15 protein-coding genes are annotated in these 20,725 nt (G+C 66.6%); 10 read left to right on the plus strand and 5 right to left on the minus strand.

Annotation, left to right across the window (positions count from 1 at the left end; translation table 11 throughout):
- Window position 1: 1 nt before the first annotated feature.
- From ACF8O7_RS12445 to ACF8O7_RS12455, 3 genes are read right to left on the minus strand one after another with little or no spacing between them, the layout of a single operon-like run.
- Window positions 2-553, minus strand: a complete 552-nt coding sequence (locus tag ACF8O7_RS12445; RefSeq protein WP_016445568.1) for a hypothetical protein — start codon at window positions 551-553, stop codon at window positions 2-4.
- Between the two features lie 25 nt (window positions 554-578).
- Window positions 579-4,427, minus strand: coding sequence for a tetratricopeptide repeat protein (locus tag ACF8O7_RS12450; protein WP_392443428.1), 3,849 nt, complete (start codon window positions 4,425-4,427; stop codon window positions 579-581).
- Window positions 4,393-7,212, minus strand: coding sequence for a bifunctional glycoside hydrolase 114/ polysaccharide deacetylase family protein (locus ACF8O7_RS12455; protein WP_392443430.1), 2,820 nt, complete (start codon window positions 7,210-7,212; stop codon window positions 4,393-4,395). The genes ACF8O7_RS12450 and ACF8O7_RS12455 overlap by 35 nt, the downstream gene beginning before the upstream one ends.
- Before the next feature lie 234 nt (window positions 7,213-7,446).
- Between ACF8O7_RS12455 and galE the strand changes: the two genes are divergently transcribed.
- The 10 genes from galE to tatC all read left to right on the plus strand — a co-directional run bounded on the left by galE (window position 7,447) and on the right by tatC (window position 14,121).
- The gene (gene galE / locus ACF8O7_RS12460) at window positions 7,447-8,457 is read left to right on the plus strand and encodes a UDP-glucose 4-epimerase GalE (protein ID WP_074921477.1); all 1,011 of its coding nucleotides are present in this window, start codon (window positions 7,447-7,449) and stop codon (window positions 8,455-8,457) included.
- A 76-nt stretch (window positions 8,458-8,533) separates the two neighbouring features.
- A complete protein-coding gene (gene hisF / locus ACF8O7_RS12465; RefSeq protein WP_126310912.1) occupies window positions 8,534-9,334 on the plus strand; it encodes an imidazole glycerol phosphate synthase subunit HisF in 801 nt (266 codons plus the stop codon).
- A gap of 244 nt (window positions 9,335-9,578) precedes the next feature.
- Entirely contained in the window at window positions 9,579-9,977 is a 399-nt protein-coding gene (hisI, locus tag ACF8O7_RS12470; RefSeq protein ID WP_174538852.1) for a phosphoribosyl-AMP cyclohydrolase, read from the plus strand.
- Complete coding sequence (locus tag ACF8O7_RS12475; RefSeq protein ID WP_016445563.1) at window positions 9,974-10,387, plus strand: phosphoribosyl-ATP diphosphatase; 414 nt, start codon at window positions 9,974-9,976, stop codon at window positions 10,385-10,387. Before hisI ends, ACF8O7_RS12475 begins: the two co-directional genes overlap by 4 nt.
- A complete protein-coding gene (locus ACF8O7_RS12480) occupies window positions 10,384-10,776 on the plus strand; it encodes a membrane protein (protein WP_013800783.1) in 393 nt (130 codons plus the stop codon). The genes ACF8O7_RS12475 and ACF8O7_RS12480 overlap by 4 nt, the downstream gene beginning before the upstream one ends.
- A 19-nt stretch (window positions 10,777-10,795) precedes the next feature.
- Window positions 10,796-11,827 (plus strand): patatin-like phospholipase family protein, encoded by a 1,032-nt coding sequence (locus ACF8O7_RS12485; protein ID WP_016445562.1) that lies wholly within the window; start codon window positions 10,796-10,798, stop codon window positions 11,825-11,827.
- 42 nt (window positions 11,828-11,869) lie between these two features.
- The gene (locus ACF8O7_RS12490; RefSeq protein ID WP_016445561.1) at window positions 11,870-12,232 is read left to right on the plus strand and encodes a histidine triad nucleotide-binding protein; all 363 of its coding nucleotides are present in this window, start codon (window positions 11,870-11,872) and stop codon (window positions 12,230-12,232) included.
- Between the two features lie 155 nt (window positions 12,233-12,387).
- Window positions 12,388-12,627, plus strand: a complete 240-nt coding sequence (tatA, locus tag ACF8O7_RS12495; protein WP_016445560.1) for a Sec-independent protein translocase subunit TatA — start codon at window positions 12,388-12,390, stop codon at window positions 12,625-12,627.
- 21 nt (window positions 12,628-12,648) lie between these two features.
- Complete coding sequence (tatB, locus tag ACF8O7_RS12500) at window positions 12,649-13,146, plus strand: Sec-independent protein translocase protein TatB (protein WP_016445559.1); 498 nt, start codon at window positions 12,649-12,651, stop codon at window positions 13,144-13,146.
- 150 nt (window positions 13,147-13,296) lie between these two features.
- A complete protein-coding gene (gene tatC / locus ACF8O7_RS12505) occupies window positions 13,297-14,121 on the plus strand; it encodes a twin-arginine translocase subunit TatC (protein ID WP_016445558.1) in 825 nt (274 codons plus the stop codon).
- A gap of 210 nt (window positions 14,122-14,331) precedes the next feature.
- On the opposite strand, the gene ACF8O7_RS12510 is transcribed toward tatC, so the two are convergent.
- Window positions 14,332-15,807: a glutamate synthase subunit beta gene (locus tag ACF8O7_RS12510; RefSeq protein ID WP_016445557.1), complete on the minus strand. Its 1,476-nt coding sequence runs from the start codon at window positions 15,805-15,807 to the stop codon at window positions 14,332-14,334.
- Between the two features lie 69 nt (window positions 15,808-15,876).
- Window positions 15,877-20,607 (minus strand): glutamate synthase-related protein, encoded by a 4,731-nt coding sequence (locus ACF8O7_RS12515; protein WP_392443433.1) that lies wholly within the window; start codon window positions 20,605-20,607, stop codon window positions 15,877-15,879.
- Window positions 20,608-20,725 lie beyond the last annotated feature (118 nt).

Below are 20,725 nucleotides of genomic sequence, written 5' to 3' on the forward strand. Positions count from 1 at the left end.
CTTATCGGGCGTTGGCCAGGCCCGTGCCCAGCAGATTGCGGATCAGCTTCTGGCCCACGGCGGCCAGGGCCTCGCGGCTCCAGCCGCTTTGCGCGCCCGCGCCGCTCCACACGGTGGCGCCGGTGCCCACATCCACGATCTCCAGCGTCACGCCCACGGCCGGTTCGCCATCCACTCCGACCTTGTAGCGCCATTCGTCCACCGCGCCCGTCAGCGCATAGCGCACGCCTTCGCCGCGCGCCCAGGCCAGGGCGTCCTCGCGGCGCTTGGCGTCGCGGCCGTCGAACAGCGTCTCCTGCAGCGCATCGCCCGTGTAGCGCTTGACCTGGCCCACGCCGCGCGCATTGATCAGCGCCGTGGCGATGGCGGCGGCGCGGTTGCCGGCCATGGGTGTCTCGGTGTGGTTCTCGAAGGGCAGCACGGCCCAGCTGGCGTTCGTCTCCAGAGCGGGCGCCGTGCCCCGGTCGATGGTCGAGCAGGCAGACAGCAGGCCGACAAGGGCCATACCCGTGAGCACGCGAAGGCGGGAGGCAAAAGAAGTGCGGTGTGTCATGGAAAGGCTCCTTGAAGTCTTCGGATCAGTAGTGGAGGCGGTAGGTGAGCAACAGCTCGCGGGTATTGCCCACGGTGTTGATGCCCGACTTGGACAGGTTCAGGCCCAGCGCGAGGTGGTCCGCGCCGAACAGGCTGGTGGCCAGGCCCATGCCCAGCTCGTAGCCCGCGCCGTTGATGCTGTGGTGCGTCAGGGCCAGGCTGGCATAGGGCCGCAGCGCGCGCGTGTATTGCTGCTCGTAGCCCGTGTTGAACATCATCTGCAGGCCCGAGAAGCGGAAGCTGCGCGGCAACAGATAGTCGATGGTGGGATCGTTGAACGCAGGCAGGTAGCCCAGGATGGCCGCATCCCTGCCCTGCAGCAGCGCCGGGTCGGTGCGGCTGTAGCGGTGCCAGGAGGTGAAGGCGCCGAACTGCAGGGTGGGCGCCTCGCTGCGATAGGTGTGCAGGTATTGCAGCATCGCATGGTTGCCGGAGCCCACGCGGGCGCCGCTTTGCACGCGGTAGCGCTCCGATGCCAGCTCCAGCGTGATCTGGTCCAGGCGCGAGAGCTGGTAGCTGCTGCCCAGCGACACGCGGTCCTTCATGCCGCCCATGCGCATGGCCAGCGTTTCCTGCGTGGCCAGGTGCCGGCCCAGCGATGCCTGCAGGCTCCAGCGGCTGTCCACGTTGTAGGTCTGCGTGAACTGCATCGGCGTGTAGCTCTCCAGGCTTTCGCGCCGGCCCAGCATGAACTCGCTGGAGGCCGACTGCGTCTTGCGCGTCAGGCGCAGGCCGATGCCCCGTTCCTGGGAGGGTCCGCGCACCAGGGTGCTTTTGTTGACCGTGCGGCGCACGTCCTCGGCATCCAGGTCCAGCGCCCAGCGGGGGTTGAGACCCACATGCCAGCGCAGCCGCGAGACCTGCTCGTCGATGGCGTCCATGCGGCGATTGCGCAACTGCAGGCCGCCGTAGTCGCTGAAGGCCAGCAACTGCTCGGTCAGCCCCAGGTGAAGGGGATCGTCGTCGGGCTGGTAGGCCATGCTCTCGAAGCCCGCGGTCTGCGCCAGCCGCACATCGCCCACCATGGCCGCCGCGTTGATGCGGTCGTAGCGCGGCAGTGCCTCGTCATGGCGCTGCAGCAGCTGCCCGGCCTGGGCCACATCCTTTTCCGCCAGGGCCACCGTGATCTCGGCCCACAGCGGTGCGCTGGCACTCTTGCTGCGGCTGCGCGCGTACTGCTGCCAAAGGTAGCCGCGCTCGGCCTGGTATTCGCCGCGCTCCTGCAGCCAGGCGATGGCCAGCTCGGCCGCAGCGGCGGAATGCTCGCGGCGCCCGCCTTCCAGGTCCATGCGCAGCAGCTCGCGCATCAGGGCGAATTCGGCATCTCCCTGGGTATGAAAGAGCATGAGCCGGCTGCGTGCCTGGCGCTGGACCTCGTCCAGGCCCTCGGCGGTCAGCCAGCGGCGGGCCGCATCGGCCGAAGGGCCCTGCTGCGCACGCGTGCGCGCCTTCTCGCGCTGCCACAGCTGCTGCCTCAGGTTCCAGGCCTGGTCCGCCTGCTGGTTCTGCTCCAGCGCGTCCGCGTACTGCATCATCCACAGGAAGTCGTCGGCATGCTCCGTGCGGTGCGGCTTCAGATACCGCTCCAGCGCAACGGCCGGGCGCGACAGCGTCATGTAGGCCGCCGCCAGGGCGCCGTGCATGTCGGCATCACGTGCCCACACGGGCTCGGCCGCCGCCAGCAGCAGCTTGAGGGCCGCCGCGTTCTGCGTGTCGATCAGCAGCCACATCAGGCCCTGGCGCAGCGGCGTGGAGCCTGGGTCCAGCGCCAGGCCCTTCTCGAATGCCTCCATGGCTTTTTTCGATTGCGCCGTGCGCTGGTAGTAGGCGCCCAGGATCTGGAAGAAGGTGGGCTGGCCCTGCAGGCGCTTGACCAGGGCCGGGTCGGCCAAGATGCGTTCGACCTGGCTGCCGATCTGCGTCCAGTCCTCCAGATCCTCCAGCAGATAGAAGGCCTGCGTCAGATGGCGCACGTCATGGAACTGCTCCCAGGCGTGCAGGGACATCTGGGCCGCCTCGCGCCGGTCGGCGCGCTGCAGCAGGCGTATCACCTCGTCGTAGTCGCTGATGCCGGCGTGCGGCGTCTGCAGCAGGCGGCGGTAGGCCTTCAGCGTCAGTGCTTCCTGGCGCTGGTCCTGGGCCAGGTCGCCCAGCAGGCGCCAGTACTCGCCCTCGTCCTGCATGCCGGCGGGAATGCGCGTCTGCGCATCCTCCAGCCAGCGCAGGCCCAGGGCCGGCTCGCCCTGCAGCAGCGCGAGCACGGCGGCGGGCATGGCATGGGCCGGCGTGCGCTGCTCGGGATCGGCAAGCACACGCTTCCAGGCCTGCAGCGCCAGTTGCGACCGGCCTGCGCGTTCGGCCAGCTGGGCCAGCAGGATCTGCGACTGCGGCGTGCTGCCGTGCTTTTGCAGATAGTCGATGGCCTCGCCGGGCTCGGCCTGGCGCTCGTAGGCCTGGACCAGCGCCTGCTGCAGCGCGGCATCCTGGGGACGGCGGCTCAACTGGTGGCGCAGGCCGGCAATCAGGGCGCGGTCGTCGAACAGGCCCGGCGCCAGGCGCATCACCGTCTTCCAGGCATCTTCACGGCCCGTGTTCTGCGCAATGACCAGCCAGTTGTCCAGGGCCTGCTGCTGCTGCCCCATCCATTCGGACACCTGGGCCAGGCGCTCGCGCCAGGCCATGTCCTGCGGCGCCTGGCGCACCGCGGCCGTGGCCACGCGCCAGGCGTCCTCCAGATTGCGGTTCTCGAGGAACACCTCGTAGCCCAGCTGGTAGGTCTTGTCGTCAAAGGGCAGGCCCGGCGGCGGCTTGCGCGCGGGGTCGGCCGTGCGCAGCATGCGCCAGCCCGGGGCGGTCCAGGCCACGGGCTGCAGTGCCCAGGCGCCGTCGTCGGCCACTGCGGACGCTACGGCCGGGCCTGCTCCCGAAGCGCCTGCCGCCTGCACCTGCCATTGCTGCAGCAGGGACAGCTGCAGCAGCCGCTTGGCATAGCGCTCGGCCTCGGCCCGGTTGCCGGCCGCGCGCGCCAGACCGATGAGCCTTCGCAGCGTTTCCGGGTCGCTGCCCAACAGTTCTTCCTGCTGGCGCGCCAGCGCCAGCGCTTCGCTGGCACGGTTGCCGGACTGCAGCACCTGCAGGGCCTGCCAGAGATAGGCGCGCGACTGCTGGACGTCTTCGGTCGTGGCGCTGGCCTGGCGCAGCAGCCGCGCCGATTCCTCGTACAGCGACATGCCCAGCGCCTGCCGCGCTGCGGACTCATAGACCTGCGCCTTGCGCGCGGGATCGCCCTGGCGGGCGGCCACATCGTCGTAGATGCCCAGGGCCAGCGGTGCGTCCTTGAGTACCAGCGCCGAAGAGGCCAGGTACAGCGCCTGCTCCTGGGTCAGACCCGCCAGCGGGACCTCCTTGAGCGCCTGCATCACCTGGAGCGCCAGGGCATCGGCCTGCCCTCCGGCGCGATGGTCCTGCTTTTGCGCCTCCAGATAGTTCTGGTAGGCGGCCTGCCAGCGCTCCCAGGCCTGGACGGCGGCGCTGGGCAGCGCCTGCTTGGCTGCCTCTTCACGCGCCAGCTTGATGGCTTTCAGGCGCTCCTCCTTGGCCTTGAGCAGGGCGCGCAGGTTTTCATTGCCCGGGTCGCTCTTGAGCAGGTTGCTCAGGTAGTTGTAGGACAGCTCGGAATCATCTCCGGTGACGGAGAGCCGGCGCTCCAGATCCTGCTTGGGAAACAGCATCCACAGGGCGCCACCGATCAGTACCGCCAGCAGCACGATCAGCCAGAAGGGAACCGTGACGGGGCGCTCAGAGCCCCCGGCATTGCGCTTGGAGTTCAACACTGTGATGGGTACTTCTGAAGGAACGGAGGTTGGAGCTGCCCGTATCGGCACCCGCCACGGCAATGAGGGGATTGGCGGCGTTCAGGGAACTCAGCGCACAGCCGGACGGCAGGTGCATGCGCAGCTCCAGCGGCACATGTCCCTGCAGGGTCAAGCGCACGCCGCCATCGGCCTGGGGCAGCCATTGCGTGAGCCGGGCATTGGCATCCACCAGATAGGGGCGCGCCGCGGAGGCGGCCGCGCCTGCGGCATCCTGCTGCACCAGGTATCCGGCGCCGCCGGCCAGGTGAAGGTAGTTTCCGTCCGTGCCCTTGGCATAGCCGGCGATGCCGCGGCTGGCAGCCATGGACGGCAGGGCCATGCCGGGCGGCATGCGCAGCGTGCGCAACTGGCCCGGGCCCCGCAGGCGCCAGCCCTGCGCGTCGCGGCCGATGGCGAATTCGTAGAAATCCTGCACCTTGCGGATGTACTCGGAGCTGTAGACCGGGTTCAGCCGCTGCGCCAGCGCCCACTGGTAGACCTTGTGCAGGGCCTTGATGCTGGCCTGCTTGCTGGCGGAGTAGGAGTGGTAGTAGATGTCCACGGCCTTCATGCGCCGGGGTGCGTCGGTCATCTCGAAGGTTTCGATGACGCGCTCGAAGCCGTAGAACGGCCCGTGCCAGAGGTTGGTGTAGATGTTCTCGTTGGTGACGGGCGCATAGATCTGCAGATGGCCGCCCTTGCGCAGGCCCCAGCTGCGCACCTCCGTCAGCGAGGGATTGCTGCGCGTGATGGCCGTGTCGCCGCCATTCATGTTGAGCAGTCCCGCCGCGTCGGAGATGGCCAGGGCCTCGGCGCTGGGCGCCGTGTTGCCGGTCCACAGGAACACGTCCACCGGCTTGCCGGGCGGCGCCAGGCGCTTGCGGATGTAGTCGACCGAGCCATTGATCTCCCGGTTCATGTCCATCTGGTAGCCGGGGATGTGGAGGTTGAGGTTCACCTCCTTGCTGTCATCCCCGTCGGGCGCTGCCCCGGGCTCCCAGAAGAAGGGGTGCGAGTAGGAATGGCTGGCGATCTCGACATGGGGCATGGCGAAGATGCGCTTGGCAATGCCCTCCAGCTGGTCGGCCCACTGCGGATACAGGCCCTGCGGCGAGACTTCGGCCTCGATGACCGAGATGGTGTGCGGAATCCTGTAGCGCTCCAGGATCTCGCGGCGCAGCACCTCGCCCGCGAAGGGCGTGCCCGGCAGCTCGGCCTTGGAAGGAAAGCCGTCCCCGTCCACATGGGCCAGCAGCAGGCGGCGGCCGTTCTCGGTGGTGACGTCGGGCACCGGAAAGTCCTGCAGGCGCAGCGCCTCGCGCAACAGCGCGAAGGGGTCGATCACCCAGCGCGACTGGTCGGTGCCCGGCATGCCCACCACCACATAGGGCATGAGTGCAAAGCCGCCCCAGGGCGTGATGGCGGCCGACACGAAGCGGCGCCCCCGCTTGTCGTCGAAGGACAGCAACTCGCGGCTGCCCCTGGCCATCTGCGGCGTGAACTCCCAGCCCTCGTAATCGTGCGCTGGCTCGGCCGGCTGTATCTCGAAACCCATGACCGGCGCCTTTTCGGCGCGCCGCAGCGGGAACACGGGTGCCGCTTCCGTGCTGCGCGTGCCCAGGGCGGCCGACATGGTGCGGTCCTGTGACAGGCCCAGCGTATTGAGCACCAGCAGCGGCATGCCCTGCTGCACCTGGTTGGCCAGCCACTGCCGCACGCTTTTGGCCCGCATCTCGGGCACCGCGCCGCCGAACCAGCTCACCACGCCGGCATAGCGGTCACGCGCCACGCCTTCAGGCAGGGGCTCGCGCACATCGGCGTAGTCGGCGACGTAGCCCATGTAGTTCAGGGGCATTTCCAGGAAGCGGTGCGCCGATGCGCCGTTGATGGACGGATAGTCGGCACCGTTGTAGAGAATCAACACCCTGCGCGCCACCGCCTCCACCTGGCCTATGCCCAGGGTCTGCAGCCCGGCATCGGAAACCCAGGGGATGATGCCCAGCTGCGCAATGCGGCGGGCGGTCTCGCGCGTGGCGTCGCGGTCATGCGGGGCCACGTAGTCGATGGACAGCACCGGCAGGCGGTCGCGCTCGCGGATGGTCTGCAGTTGCTGCAGCAGCCATTCGCGGTCTTTCTCGGGCACGTTCACATAGCGCTTGAGGCTGGCATCCCAGCCCCGCAACAGCGACTCGGCCGCCACCATCTGTACCTTGTCCCTCACGCGCGGCACGATCTCGAAGCCCCGGTTCAGGATCAGGCGGATGCCGGGATAGCGCTGGTGCAGCGTCTCGATAACGCGCACCAGGCCGTCCTGCTGGGCCTTTTCGTCGAAATTCGTGGCCAGGCGGTAGGAGTCCAGCGTGTCCAGGAAGAAGCCGCGAAAGCCCTGCTTCCACAGCGGCGCGATCACCTCGTCGGCAAAGAAGGCGGGCCACTGCGCGGGTGTCTGGTCCAGGACGATGGACTGCCAGGCGCCGTTGCGCGCCATCTTCCAGGCCTCGGGAATCTTGCCGAAGTAGGCGCGCTCGGGCAGCACCTCGGCCACGGAAGCGTAGGCATACAGCTCGCTGCCCGGGGCCTGCTTGCGGAACCGGACCGGGTCATAGCCATGGCCCGGCTCCACGACGGCAATGTCGTAGAGGCTCAATTCACTGAGCGATGCCTTGTTCCCGTAATAGACAGCCACCGCGGGTTCGGCAGCCTGCACCACCCAGCCGCACAGCAACCCCCAGCAGACCAGGCAGCTTCGCAGGAAACCGTTCACGGCCTTCTCCTCAGGGCGTGGTGATGCCCCATCAATTCATAGTTTTTATGCATCAAATTTCTTAACAATTTGATGAAAGCTATCGTCAATCCGACGAAAAGCGGGCCGAGCATAACGTTGTTTGTCTACAAATGTGTTTTCTCCCTACTTTTGTGCTCAGCCCACTTGAACCCGGGGAGAAGCTGGGTTATTGCGATACTAGGCACGCCAAAAAATCACCAATGAGAGGTATTCATGATCCTGGTCACAGGCGGCGCCGGCTTCATCGGCTCCCACACCTGCGTGGAGCTGGCCGCCGCAGGCGAGCCCTACCTGATCTACGACAACTTCAGCAACAGCAGCGCCGACGTGCTCGACCGCATGGAACGCATCACGGGCCGGCGCCCGCTGTGCGTGGAAGGCGATGTGCGCGACCGCGCCGCGCTGGACCGGGTGTTTGCCGAGCACTCCATCCGCGAGGTGATCCACTTCGCCGCACTCAAGGCCGTGGGCGAATCCGTGGCCCAGCCACTGCGCTACTACGAACACAACGTGGGCGGCACGGTCGCCCTGCTGCAGGCCATGCAGGCGGCGGGCGTGCACAGCCTGGTGTTCTCCTCCTCGGCCACGGTCTACGGCGACCCGGCCAGCCTGCCGATCCGCGAGGATTTCCCGCTGTCTGCCACCAACCCCTACGGCCGCAGCAAGCTGTGGATCGAGGAAATGCTGGCCGACCTGGACCGCGCCGAGCCCGGCCAGTGGCGCCTGGCACGGCTGCGCTACTTCAATCCCGTGGGCGCCCATGAAAGCGGCCTGATCGGCGAGGACCCGCGCGACATCCCCAACAACCTCATGCCCTATGTGTCGCAGGTCGCCATCGGCCAGCGCCAGCAGCTCAGTGTCTATGGGGATGACTACGCCACGCCGGACGGCACAGGCGTGCGTGACTACATCCACGTCACCGACCTGGCGCGCGGCCACCTGGCGGCGCTGCGCTATCTGCGCGAGCAGCAGGGCCTGCTGACCGTGAACCTGGGCACGGGGCGCCCGGTCTCGGTGCTGGAGATGGTCAAGGCCTTCGAGCGCGCCAGCGGCCGCCCCGTGCCCTACCAGATCGTGGCGCGCCGCCCCGGCGACGTGGCCCAGTGCTGGGCCGACCCCGCCGAGGCCGAGCGCCTGCTGGGCTGGAAGGCCATGCTGGACCTGGACCGCATGTGCGAGGACGCATGGCGCTGGCAAAGCCAGGCCGCAGGTCTCAAGCGCTGAACCCCGCAGCACCTGCGGGCGCCGAGGGCGTGGTATCTTTTCGCCCTTGTTTCACGCCCTAGCCACGAGTCTGCCCATGCTTGCCAAACGCATCATCCCCTGTCTTGACGTCACGGGAGGGCGCGTCGTCAAAGGCGTGAACTTCGTGGAGCTGCGCGATGCGGGCGACCCGGTGGAGATCGCCGCGCGCTACAACGCCCAGGGCGCGGACGAGCTGACCTTCCTGGACATCACGGCCACCAGCGATGGCCGAGACCTGATCCTGCCCATCATCGAATCGGTGGCCAGCCAGGTCTTCATTCCGCTGACCGTGGGCGGTGGCGTGCGCACCGTCGAGGACGTGCGCCGCCTGCTCAACGCGGGCGCCGACAAGACCAGCTTCAACTCGGCCGCCATCGCCAATCCCGATGTGATCAATGCCGCCTCCGACAAGTACGGCGCGCAGTGCATCGTCGTGGCCATCGACGCCAAGCGCCGCACCGCCGAAGACGAGCAGCGCATCGGCACCGACGGCCGCGCCGTCGGCCCCGGCTGGGATGTCTACAGCCACGGCGGACGCAAGAACACCGGCCTGGACGCCGTGCAGTGGGCCGCCGAGATGGCGCGCCGCGGCGCGGGCGAGATCCTGCTGACCAGCATGGACCGCGACGGCACCAAGTCCGGGTTCGACCTGAAGCTCACGCGCGCCGTCAGCGACGCCGTGCCCGTGCCCGTGATCGCCTCCGGCGGCGTGGGCTCGCTGGACGACCTGGCCGATGGCGTGACCCTGGGCGGCGCCGACGCCGTGCTGGCCGCCAGCATCTTCCACTATGGCGAATTCACCGTGGGCCAGGCCAAGCAGCGCATGGCCGAGCGCGGCGTGCCCGTGCGCCTCTGATACGGCGCGTCGGCGGACTCCTTCATTTCAGTTTTCCATGGCGCTCGCGCCGCCCACAACCCATGAAACCGGCGCGGCCCAAGGGACCAGGGACAGCGAGCAAGGGCCGCCCCGCAGCAAGGCTGTCGTCTCCCTCCCGCGCAGCGAGAGAGGGGGAAGGCGCGAAGCGACTCAGGGGGTGTATTTTCAATCCAGGCAATTCCTGACAATGCTGTCACAGGGATTCCAACCCAGGATATTCACAATGCAGGCAATGAACTGGCTAGATCAAGTCAAATGGGATGCGCAGGGCCTGGTGCCCGTGATCGCGCAGGAAAAGGACACGGGCGACGTGCTGATGTTCGCCTGGATGAACCGCGAGGCCCTGGCCAAGACGGCCGAGCTGGGCCGCGCCGTCTATTTCAGCCGCTCGCGCAACAAGCTGTGGTTCAAGGGCGAGGAATCGGGCCACGTGCAGACCGTGCACGAGGTGCGCATCGACTGCGACAACGACGTGGTCCTGCTCAAGATCACCCAGACCGGCCACGAGCCCGGCATTGCCTGCCACACGGGGCGCCACAGCTGCTTCTACAGCGTGCTGCGCGATGGTCAGTGGCAGGCCGTCGATCCGGTCTTGAAAGACCCCGAATCGATCTACAAATGAATTCCACGAACATGAACGACACCGCAAGCACTTCCTCGCAGGACGCCCTGGCGCGCCTGGCCGCCGTCATCGAAAGCCGCAAGCCCGCCAACGGCGGCGACCCCGACAAGAGCTACGTCGCCCGCCTGCTGCACAAGGGCCCGGATGCCTTTTTGAAGAAGATCGGCGAAGAGGCCACCGAAGTGGTCATGGCCGCCAAGGACGCAGACCATGGCGGGGACGCCGGCAAAATCCTCTACGAAGTGGCCGATCTGTGGTTCCATAGCATGATCGCCCTGGCCCACTATGGCCTGACGCCCGCCCAGGTCGTCGCCGAGCTGGAGCGCCGCGAAGGCACCAGCGGCATCGAGGAAAAGGCGCTGCGCAAGGCCCAGGAACGTGATGTGAACGAGAAAGGACCGCTGCCATGAATGACGATTACATCGAAGTCCGTGCCCTGGACCAGTCCCGCATCGAAGGCCTCAAGGCCTGGGGCTGGGTCAGCTACCTGCTGCACCTGGTGGTGGCCGTGGCCGCCGTCGTGCCCGGCGCCCAGCCCAGCATCGCGCTGCTGGTGATCGCCCTGATCATCGACCTGGTCAAGCGCGGCGACGCCGAAGGCAGCTGGATGGCCAACCATTTCTCGTGGCGCATCCGCAGCGTGATCTGGGCCGGCATCCTGTACCTGGTCACGGCACCGCTGTGGCTGCTGTTCTTCGTGCCCGGCTGGATCGCCTGGACGGTGATCTCCATCTGGTTCCTGTACCGCATCGTGCGCGGCATGGTCGCCATGAACCGCAACCAGGCCGTGGACCGCTGAAGCCGCCGGCCCGCCCGCCATGTCCTCCACCCCGACCTGCAAGATCAACCTCGCCCTGCAGGGCGGGGGCTCGCACGGCGCCCTGACCTGGGGCGTGCTGGACGCACTGCTGGAAGACGGCAGCCTTGTCTTCGACGGCATCAGCGGCACCAGCGCCGGCGCCATGAATGCCGTGGCCCTGGCACAGGGCTTTGCCCAGGCCGCGCGCCAGGAAAGCGATCCTGTGGCCGCCCAGGCGCTGGGCGCCCAATTGGCCCGCGCCTCGCTGACCGAACTGTGGGAAGGCGTGGGCACCATGGGCAGCCTGATGTGGGGCGCGCCATTGCCGGGCAGCCCCTTCATGGGCGTGCTCAACCAGTTCTTCTCGCCCTACCAGACCAACCCGCTGGACATCAACCCGCTGCGCAAGCTGCTCGAACGGGTCGTGGATTTCGAGGCGCTGACGCGTCCGCCCGTGGAGGGCGTGGTGCCCAAAGTCTTTGTCTGCGCCACCAATGTGCGCACAGGCCGGGGAAGCATCTTTTCGGGCAGAAGGCTCAGTGCCGACGCGGTCATGGCCTCGGCCTGCCTGCCCCAGCTGTTCAAGGCCGTGGAAATCGATGGCGAGCCTTACTGGGACGGCGGTTTCTCGGGCAATCCCGCCCTGTATCCCCTGATCTACGGCACGGCGTCCAGCGACATCCTGCTGGTGCAGATCAATCCCATCGAGCACACCGACCTGCCCAACACGGCGGCCGACATCATGGACCGCATGAACGAGGTCACCTTCAACGCCGGCCTGCTGTCCGAGCTGCGCGCCATCGAGTTCGTCAAGCGCCTGCTGGAGCAGGGCAAGCTGGACCCGGCACGCTACAAAAAGGTGCTGCTGCACCGCGTGGACGGCGGGGCGGTGCTCAAGGGCTACGGCGCCTCGACCAAGACGCGCTCCGACATGCGTTTCGTGCGCGAGCTGTTCGAGCTGGGGCGCGAGCAGGGGCAGCACTGGCTCCAGCAGCACCGCAGCGACATCGGCGTGCGCCAGACACTGCACATCAACGACAATTCACCCTGATTTTTCGATCCAACGCCAGCTTCCCAGGACTCCCGTAGCGCCATGCACGACCACGACCCGAACTGCCTGTTTTGCCGCATCATCAAAGGCGAGATCCCTTCCCGCAAGGTCTATGAGGACGATGAAGTCTTCGCCTTCCACGACATCCATCCCGGCGCGCCCATCCACTTTCTGATGGTGCCCAAGAAGCACATCCCCTCCATGGCCCAGGTCCAGGCCGACGACGCTGCGCTGCTGGGCCGCATGATGGTGCTGGCGCCCCGCCTGGCCGCCGAGCAAGGCTGCAATCCGTATCCCGACGGCGGTTTCCGTCTGGTGGTCAACACGGGCACCGAGGGCGGACAGGAAGTCCACCACCTGCACATCCATGTCATGGGCGGCCCCCGCCCCTGGCTGAAGGGCTGAAGCCTTTGCTGGACGCAGGCTTGCGCGCAAGATGGCCCGCCTCTTGCTTGCGACTTCTGCGTACATGCGCCGGCCGAACGGCTTTTGTGGGGCCTTGCGAACTGCCGCCATGGCCCGGCGTCTAAAATGATCTGCAATTCTTAGGAGAGATTCTCATGGGCTCGTTTTCCATCTGGCATTGGCTGATCGTCCTGGCCATCGTGGTTCTGGTGTTCGGAACCAAGAAGCTGAAGAACATCGGTTCCGACCTTGGCGGTGCAGTCAAGGGCTTCAAGGACGGTGTGAAGGACGGCTCGACCTCCACCGACACCCCCGCAGCTGCCCCTGGCCAGGTTGCAGGCCAGACAGCCACCGACAAGGCCACCATCGACGTCGAAGCCAAGCAAAAGAGCTGATGCTCCGCACGCCAAGCCTCCATGTTTGATATCGGTCTGTCCAAGATGGCGCTGATCGGCGCCGTGGCTCTCGTGGTCATCGGCCCCGAGAAGCTGCCGCGCGTGGCGCGCACCGTCGGTACCCTGCTGGGCAAGGCCCAGCGCTACGTCTCCGATGTGAAGGCCGAGGTCAACCGTTCGATGGAACTCGACGAGTTGCGCAAGATGAAGGACACGGTGGAAGGCGCGGCGCGTGACGTCGAGCAGTCCATCCACACTTCGGCCGCCAATTTCGAGAAGGACTGGAACGAGTCCACGGCATCGCTCAACGGCACGTCTTCCTCGTACGACTCCTCTTCCTACGATTCAGGCAGCGATACGTACAGCGCCGTGGCGCCGGCCTACCGCCACCCGGGCAAGAACTGGCGCCTCAAGCGTGCTGCCGTGCCCCAGTGGTACAAGGCCCGTGCCGGCGTGCGCACCAAGGCGCAGTCGGGCGCGGCGCGCGTGGCGCGCTTTCGTCCCCAGAAGTCCCGCTGAAGATGCTGGCGCGCAGCGGGCCACGAGGCAACCGGCCCAGCCTCTGCCATCCGGGCACCCGCCATCGCCCCACCCTGCCCGATCCGTCGGGCTTTCTGCTTTTCATACCAGGTCCGTGGACGCCCTTGCGGCCCGCCGCGGTTTCGCACCATGTCCGACATTCCACCTAAAGACGACGAGCTGGCAGGCACCGAGCAGCCTTTCGTCCAGCACCTGATGGAGCTGCGCGACCGCCTGCTCTACTGCATCTACGGCATCGGTCTGGCGATCGCCGTGCTGGCCGTATGGCCCGGCCCCAACGGGCTGATCGACTTCATCGCCCACCCGATCAAGGCCCACATGCCGCCCGATGCCAAGCTCATCGCAGTCGGCGTGTTCACCCCCTTCTTCGTGCCGCTCAAGGTACTGATGATGGTGGGCATCTTGGCCGTGCTGCCCTGGATCATGTACCAGATGTGGGCCTTCGTGGCGCCCGGCCTGTACAGCCATGAAAAGCGCTTTGCGCTGCCGCTGATCATCTTCGGCAGCCTGCTGGCCTATATCGGCATCGCCTTCGTGCAGTTCTTCGTGCTCGACAAGATGTTCGCCTTCATCCAGGGCTTCACCCCGGACAGCGTGGCGGCCACGCCGGACATTGCATCGTATGTGGAGGCCATCCTGTCGCTGTACCTGGCCTTTGGCCTGGCCTTCCAGGTGCCCATCGTGGTCATGCTGCTGGTGCGCTTCGGCCTGGTGGACATCGCCAAGCTCAAGTCCTTCCGCGGCTATTTCATCGTGGTGGCCTTCATCATCGCCGCCGTGGTCACGCCGCCCGACGTGATCTCCCAGCTGGCCCTGGCCGTGCCCATGTGCATTCTTTACGAGATCGGCATCCTGGGCGCCGGCTGGTTCAGCCGCGTCTCCAAGGCGCCGGAAGAAGAAGCCGAACCCGGCACCGCAGTGGACAAGCCCGCAGAGGATAAACCCTCCCCCTGAGTCGCTTCGCGCCTTCCCCCAGAGGGGGACGACACCCTCGGTGCGGGGCGGCGCGGCCGGCCCAGGCCCTTCCTCGGTGTCCCTCGCTTTAGGGCGCGCCAGTTTCAAGGGCCTACGCTGAAACACGAGGAATTTGTAATAAAAAGCCCTTGGTTCATCACCAAGGGCTTTTTCTTTGTCTATGGCCAAGCCCCTTCCGGGGTTGGCATCTCACCGAGGCAGGTCGGACGTGCCCATGAGGAACTCGTCAATGGAGCGAGCGGCCTGGCGGCCTTCGCGGATGGCCCAGACCACCAGGGACTGGCCGCGGCGCACGTCGCCGGCGGCGAAGAGCTTGGGCACGCTGGTGGCGTAGCCGCCCGTGAAGTCGGTGGTGGCCTTGGCGTTGCCGCGTGCGTCCTTGTCCACGCCAAAGGCATCGAGCACGGCCTGCACGGGGCTGACGAAGCCCATGGCCAGCAGCACCAGGTCGGCCTTGAGCACCTGCTCGCTGCCGGGCACCTCGACCATCTTGCCATCCTTCATTTCGATGCGCACGGTCTTGACGGCCGTGACTTGGCCCTTCTCGCCGATGAACTCCTTGGTGGCGATGGCGAACTCGCGCTCGCAGCCTTCCTCGTGGCTGGAGCTGGTGCGCAGCTTGATCGGCCAGTAGGGCCAGACCAGGGGCTTGTTCTCCTGCTCGGGCGGCATGGGCATCAGCTCGAACTGGGTCACGCTGACGGCGCCGTGGCGGTTGCTGGTGCCCACGCAGTCGGAGCCCGTGTCGCCGCCACCGATGACGATGACATGCTTGCCATCGGCACGCAGCTGGCCCTTGAGCTTGTCGCCGGCGTTGACCTTGTTTTGCTGCGGCAGGAACTCCATGGCGAAATGGATGCCCTTGAGTTCACGGCCGGGCACGGGCAGGTCGCGCGACTGCTCGGCACCGCCGGTCAGCAGCACGGCGTCGAACTCGGCCATGAGCTGCTCGGGGCTGACGGTTTCCTTGGCCCAGTTGGTGACCTTGGAGTCTTCGCCCAGGCCGTCCTTGCCCGCCACCAGCACGCCGGTGCGGATCTTGACGCCTTCGGCCACGAGCTGCTCGACACGGCGGTCGATGTGCGACTTCTCCATCTTGAAGTCGGGAATGCCGTAGCGCAGCAGGCCGCCGACGCGGTCGTTCTTCTCGAACAGCGTGACATCGTGGCCGGCGCGGGCCAGTTGCTGCGATGCGGCCAGGCCTGCGGGGCCGGCGCCGACCACGGCGACCTTCTTGCCGGTCTTGCGGCTGCTGGGCAGCGGCTTGACCCAGCCTTCGGCCCAGGCACGGTCGATGATGGCGTGCTCGATGGACTTGATGCCCACGGCGTCGTCGTTGATGTTCAGGGTGCAGGCGGCCTCGCAGGGTGCGGGGCAGATGCGGCCCGTGAACTCGGGGAAGTTGTTGGTGCTGTGCAGCACGGCGCTGGCGCTCTTCCAGCCGCCGTGGAAGACCAGGTCGTTGAAGTCCGGAATGATGTTGTTGACCGGGCAGCCGTTGTTGCAGAACGGCGTGCCGCAGTCCATGCAGCGCGCGCCCTGGATCTTGGCCTGGCTGTCATCGAGGCCGATGACGAATTCCTTGTAGTGCTTCACGCGCTCGGCGACGGGCGCATAGCCCTCCTCGAGGCGCTCATATTCCATGAAGCCGGTGGTCTTTCCCATGATTCGTTGTCCTGATGTGTGGGGTGCAGGGATGGGTGCGGGCCGCTGCCCGCATCCTTCGCTTCCTTGTTATTTGGCGGCCACCGCCTCCTTGGCGTGTTCCTCGACCTCGGGCGTGGCGGGCTCTTCCATCACCTGGCGCTCGTACATCTCGGACAGGGCACGCTTGTATTCGCTGGGGAAGACCTTGACGAACTTGGAGCGGGCCGCCGCCCAGTTGTCCAGCAGATCGCGGGCGCGCTTGGAGCCCGTCCAGCGGCTGTGCGCCTCGATCAGCGCGCGCAGTTGGCGCTCGTCGGTCTCGCGGCGGTGCCAGACGGCAGGCGAGACCTGGGCCAGGTGCTCGTCATGGGGCAGCACCTGGTCCAGCGAGACGGACGCCTTGTTGCAGCGCTCGGCGAAGCGGCCATCCTCGTCGTAGACATAGGCCACGCCGCCGCTCATGCCGGCAGCGAAGTTGCGGCCGGTCTTGCCCAGCACCACCACGGTGCCGCCGGTCATGTATTCGCAGCCGTGGTCGCCCACGCCTTCGACCACGGCGGTGGCGCCCGACAGGCGCACCGCGAAACGCTCGCCGGCCACGCCGCCGAAGAAGGCCTCGCCGCTGGTGGCGCCGAACATCACGGTGTTGCCGACGATGGTGTTGGTCGTCGTGTCGCCGCGGAATTCATGGCTGGCATGCACCACCACGCGGCCGCCGGACAGGCCCTTGCCCGTGTAGTCGTTGGCATCGCCGCGCAGGTTCAGCGTGATGCCGTTGCACAGGAAGGCACCGAAGGACTGGCCGCCGGTTCCCTCGAAGTGGATGCGGATGGTGTCATCGGGCAGTCCTTCGGGATGCACGCGCGTCACGGCACCGGAGAGCATGGCACCCACGGAGCGGTTGACGTTGCGCGCCACTTCCATGATGCGCACGCGCTCGCCGTTCTCGATGGCGGGCTTGCAGCGCTCGATGAGCTTCACGTCCAGCGCCTTGTCCAGCAGGTGATCCTGCTTTTCGACATGGAAGCGCGCCACGTCGGCGGGCACTTCGGGCTGGGCGAACAGGCGCGAGAAGTCCAGGCCCTGGGCCTTCCAGTGCTGCAGGCCCTTGCGGGTGTCCAGCAGGTCGGCACGGCCGATCAGGTCGTCGAACTTGGCAACGCCCAGCTGGGCCATGATCTGGCGCACTTCCTCGGCGATGAAGAAGAAGTAGTTCACCACATGCTCGGGCTTGCCCGAGAACTTGGCGCGCAGCACCGGGTCCTGCGTGGCCACGCCCACGGGGCAGGTGTTCAGGTGGCACTTGCGCATCATGATGCAGCCCTCGACGACCAGGGGCGCCGTGGCGAAGCCGAACTCGTCGGCGCCCAGCAGCGCGCCGATGACGACGTCGCGGCCGGTCTTCATCTGGCCGTCGGCCTGCACGCGGATGCGGCCGCGCAGGCGGTTGAGCACCAGGGTCTGCTGGGTCTCGGCCAGGCCGATTTCCCAGGGCGAGCCCGCATGCTTGATGGACGACCAGGGCGATGCGCCCGTGCCGCCGTCATGGCCTGCGATGACCACGTGGTCGCTCTTGCACTTGGCCACGCCGGCCGCGATGGTGCCCACGCCCACTTCGGACACGAGCTTGACCGAGATGTCGGCGTGCGGCGCCACGTTCTTCAGGTCATGGATCAGCTGGGCCAGATCCTCGATGGAGTAGATGTCGTGGTGGGGCGGGGGCGAGATCAGTCCGACGCCGGGCACTGAGTGGCGCAGCTTGCCGATGTAGTCGGACACCTTGCCGCCGGGAAGCTGGCCGCCCTCGCCGGGCTTGGCGCCCTGGGCCATCTTGATCTGCACCTGGTCCGAGGACGACAGGTACTCGGCCGTGACGCCGAAGCGGCCCGATGCCACCTGCTTGATCCTGGAGCGCAGCGAGTCGCCGTCCTGCAGCTCGATGTCGGCCTCGACCTTGTCGGCGCCGATGATGGAGCCCAGGGTCTCGCCCTTCCTGATCGGGATGCCCTTGAGCTCGTTGCGGTAGCGCTGGGGATCTTCCCCGCCTTCGCCGGTGTTGCTCTTGCCGCCGATGCGGTTCATGGCCACGGCCAGCGTGGCATGGGCCTCGGTGCTGATGGAGCCCAGCGACATGGCGCCCGTGGCAAAGCGCTTGACGATCTCCTTGGCCGACTCGACCTGGTCCAGCGGGATGGCCTTGGCCGGGTCGAACTTGAACTCGAACAGGCCGCGCAGCGTCATGTGGCGCTTGCTCTGGTCGTTGATCAGCTGGGCGTATTCCTTGTACGTGCTCCAGTTGTTGGAGCGCGTGGAATGCTGCAGCTTGGCGATGGCGTCGGGCGACCACATGTGCTCTTCGCCACGGGCGCGCCAGGCGTATTCGCCACCGGCGTCCAGCATGGTCTCCAGCACGGGATCGTCACCGAAGGCCGCGCGGTGGTTGCGGATGGTTTCCTCGGCGATCTCGAAGACGCCGATGCCCTCGACGCGGCTGGCCGTGCCGGTGAAGTACTTGTCCACGGTGTCGCTGTTCAGGCCGATCACCTCGAACAGTTGGGCGCCGCAATAGGACATGTAGGTGGACACGCCCATCTTGGACATGATCTTGGACAGGCCCTTGCCGATGGCCTTGACGTAGTTGTAGATGGCCTTGTCGGCCGACAGGTCGCCGCCCAGCTCCTTGTGCATGTCGGCCAGGGTTTCCATGGCCAGGTAGGGGTGCACGGCCTCTGCGCCGTAGCCTGCCAGCACGGCGAAGTGGTGCACTTCGCGCGCCGTGCCCGTTTCCACGACCAGGCCGGCCGTGGTGCGCAGGCCCTCGCGCACCAGGTGCTGGTGGATGGCCGACAGCGCCAGCAGCGCGGGGATGGCCACCTGGGTGGCGCTCACATGGCGGTCGCTGATGATCAGGATGTTGGCGCCGCCCTTGATGGCGTCCACGGCCTGCGCGCACAGCGATGCCAGCTTGGCTTCCACGCCCTGCTTGCCCCAGGACAGCGGGTAGGTGATGTCGATCGTTGCGCTCTTGAACTTGCCCTGCGTGTGGCGTTCGATGTCGCGCAGCTTGGCCATGTTGGCGAAGTCCAGCACGGGCTGGTGCACTTCCAGGCGCATGGGCGGGTTGACCTGGTTGATGTCCAGCAGGTTGGGCTTGGGTCCGATGAAGGACACCAGCGACATCACGATGGCTTCGCGGATGGGGTCGATCGGCGGGTTGGTCACCTGCGCGAACATCTGGCGGAAGTAGTTGTACAGCGGCTTGTTCTTGTCCGACAGCACGGCCAGCGGGCTGTCGTTGCCCATGGAGCCGATGCCTTCCTCGCCGTTCTTGGCCATGGGGGCCAGCAGGAACTTGATGTCTTCCTGCGTGAAGCCGAAGGCCTGCTGGCGCTCGAGCAGCGGCAGGCTGGCGGCCTCGGGGCCGGCATGGGTGTCACCGCCCACGCTGCCCAGCTTGATGCGCAGGTTCTCGATCCACTGCTTGTAGGGCTTGGTGTTGACGATGTTGGCCTTGAGCTCGTCGTCCTCGATCAGGCGGCCCTGCTCCAGGTCGATCAGCAGCATCTTGCCGGGCTGCAGACGCCACTTGCGCACGATGGCGCTGTCGGGCACGGGCAGCACGCCGGCTTCGGACGCCAGGATGACCAGGTCGTCATCGGTGATCACGTAGCGCGAGGGGCGCAGGCCGTTGCGGTCCAGCGTGGCGCCGATCTGGCGGCCGTCGGTGAACACGATGGAGGCCGGGCCGTCCCAGGGCTCCATCATGGCGGCGTGGTATTCATAGAAGGCGCGGCGGCGCTCGTCCATGGACTCGTGCTGTTCCCAGGGCTCGGGAATCATCATCATCACGGCCTGGCTGATGGGGTAGCCGGCCATGGTCAGCAGTTCCAGGCAGTTGTCGAACGTTGCCGTGTCGGACTGGCCGGCGAAGCTGATGGGATAGAGCTTCTTGAGGTCCTCGGCCAGCACGGGCGAGGCCATCACGCCTTCGCGCGCCAGCATCCAGTTGTAGTTGCCGCGCACGGTGTTGATTTCACCGTTGTGGGCCACGTAGCGGTAGGGGTGGGCCAGCGGCCACTCGGGGAAGGTGTTGGTCGAAAAGCGCTGGTGCACCAGGCCGATGGCCGAGACGCAGCGCTCGTCGGACAGGTCGTTGTAGTACACGCCCACCTGGTCGGCCAGCAGCAGGCCCTTGTAGACCACGGTGCGGCTGCTCATGCTGGGAACGTAGTATTCCTTGCTGTGCTTGAGCTTGAGGTTCTGGATGGCGGCGCTGGCCGTCTTGCGGATCACGTACAGCTTGCGCTCGAGCGCGTCCTGCACGATCACGTCGGCGCCGCGGCCGATGAAGACCTGGCGCAGGATGGGCTCCTTTTCCTGGACCGTGGGCGACATGGGCATGTCGCGGTTCACGGGCACATCGCGCCAGCCCAGCAGGACCTGGCCTTCGGCCTTGATGGCGCGTTCCATCTCCTGCTCGCAGGCCAGGCGCGAGGCGTGTTCCTTGGGCAGGAAGATCATGCCCACGCCGTACTCGCCCGCGGGCGGCAGGGCCACGCCCTGCTTTGCCATCTCTTCGCGGTAGAGCTGGTCGGGAATCTGGATCAGAATGCCCGCGCCATCGCCCATGAGCTTGTCGGCGCCCACGGCGCCGCGATGGTCGATGTTTTCGAGGATCTTGAGCGCGCCGGTGACGATGTCATGGCGCTTGACGCCCTTGATATGCGCAACAAAGCCGAGGCCGCAGGCGTCGTGCTCGTTGCTCTTGGAGTACAGACCGTGGTCTTGGAGATGCTTGATCTCGGCAGCCGTCGTCATGGCGGAATCCTCAAATTTTTCGCAGGGAACGCAAGATTAAGGCAAGGCATCACCTCATGCAATAAATTTATATAAGGGTCAGATCCCAATTAATTCCAGAACAAAAAAATCGGAAATT

It is taken from the genome of Delftia sp. WSY_16 (genome assembly GCF_043104415.1).
Taxonomy (GTDB): Bacteria; Pseudomonadota; Gammaproteobacteria; order Burkholderiales; family Burkholderiaceae_C; genus Comamonas; species Comamonas tsuruhatensis.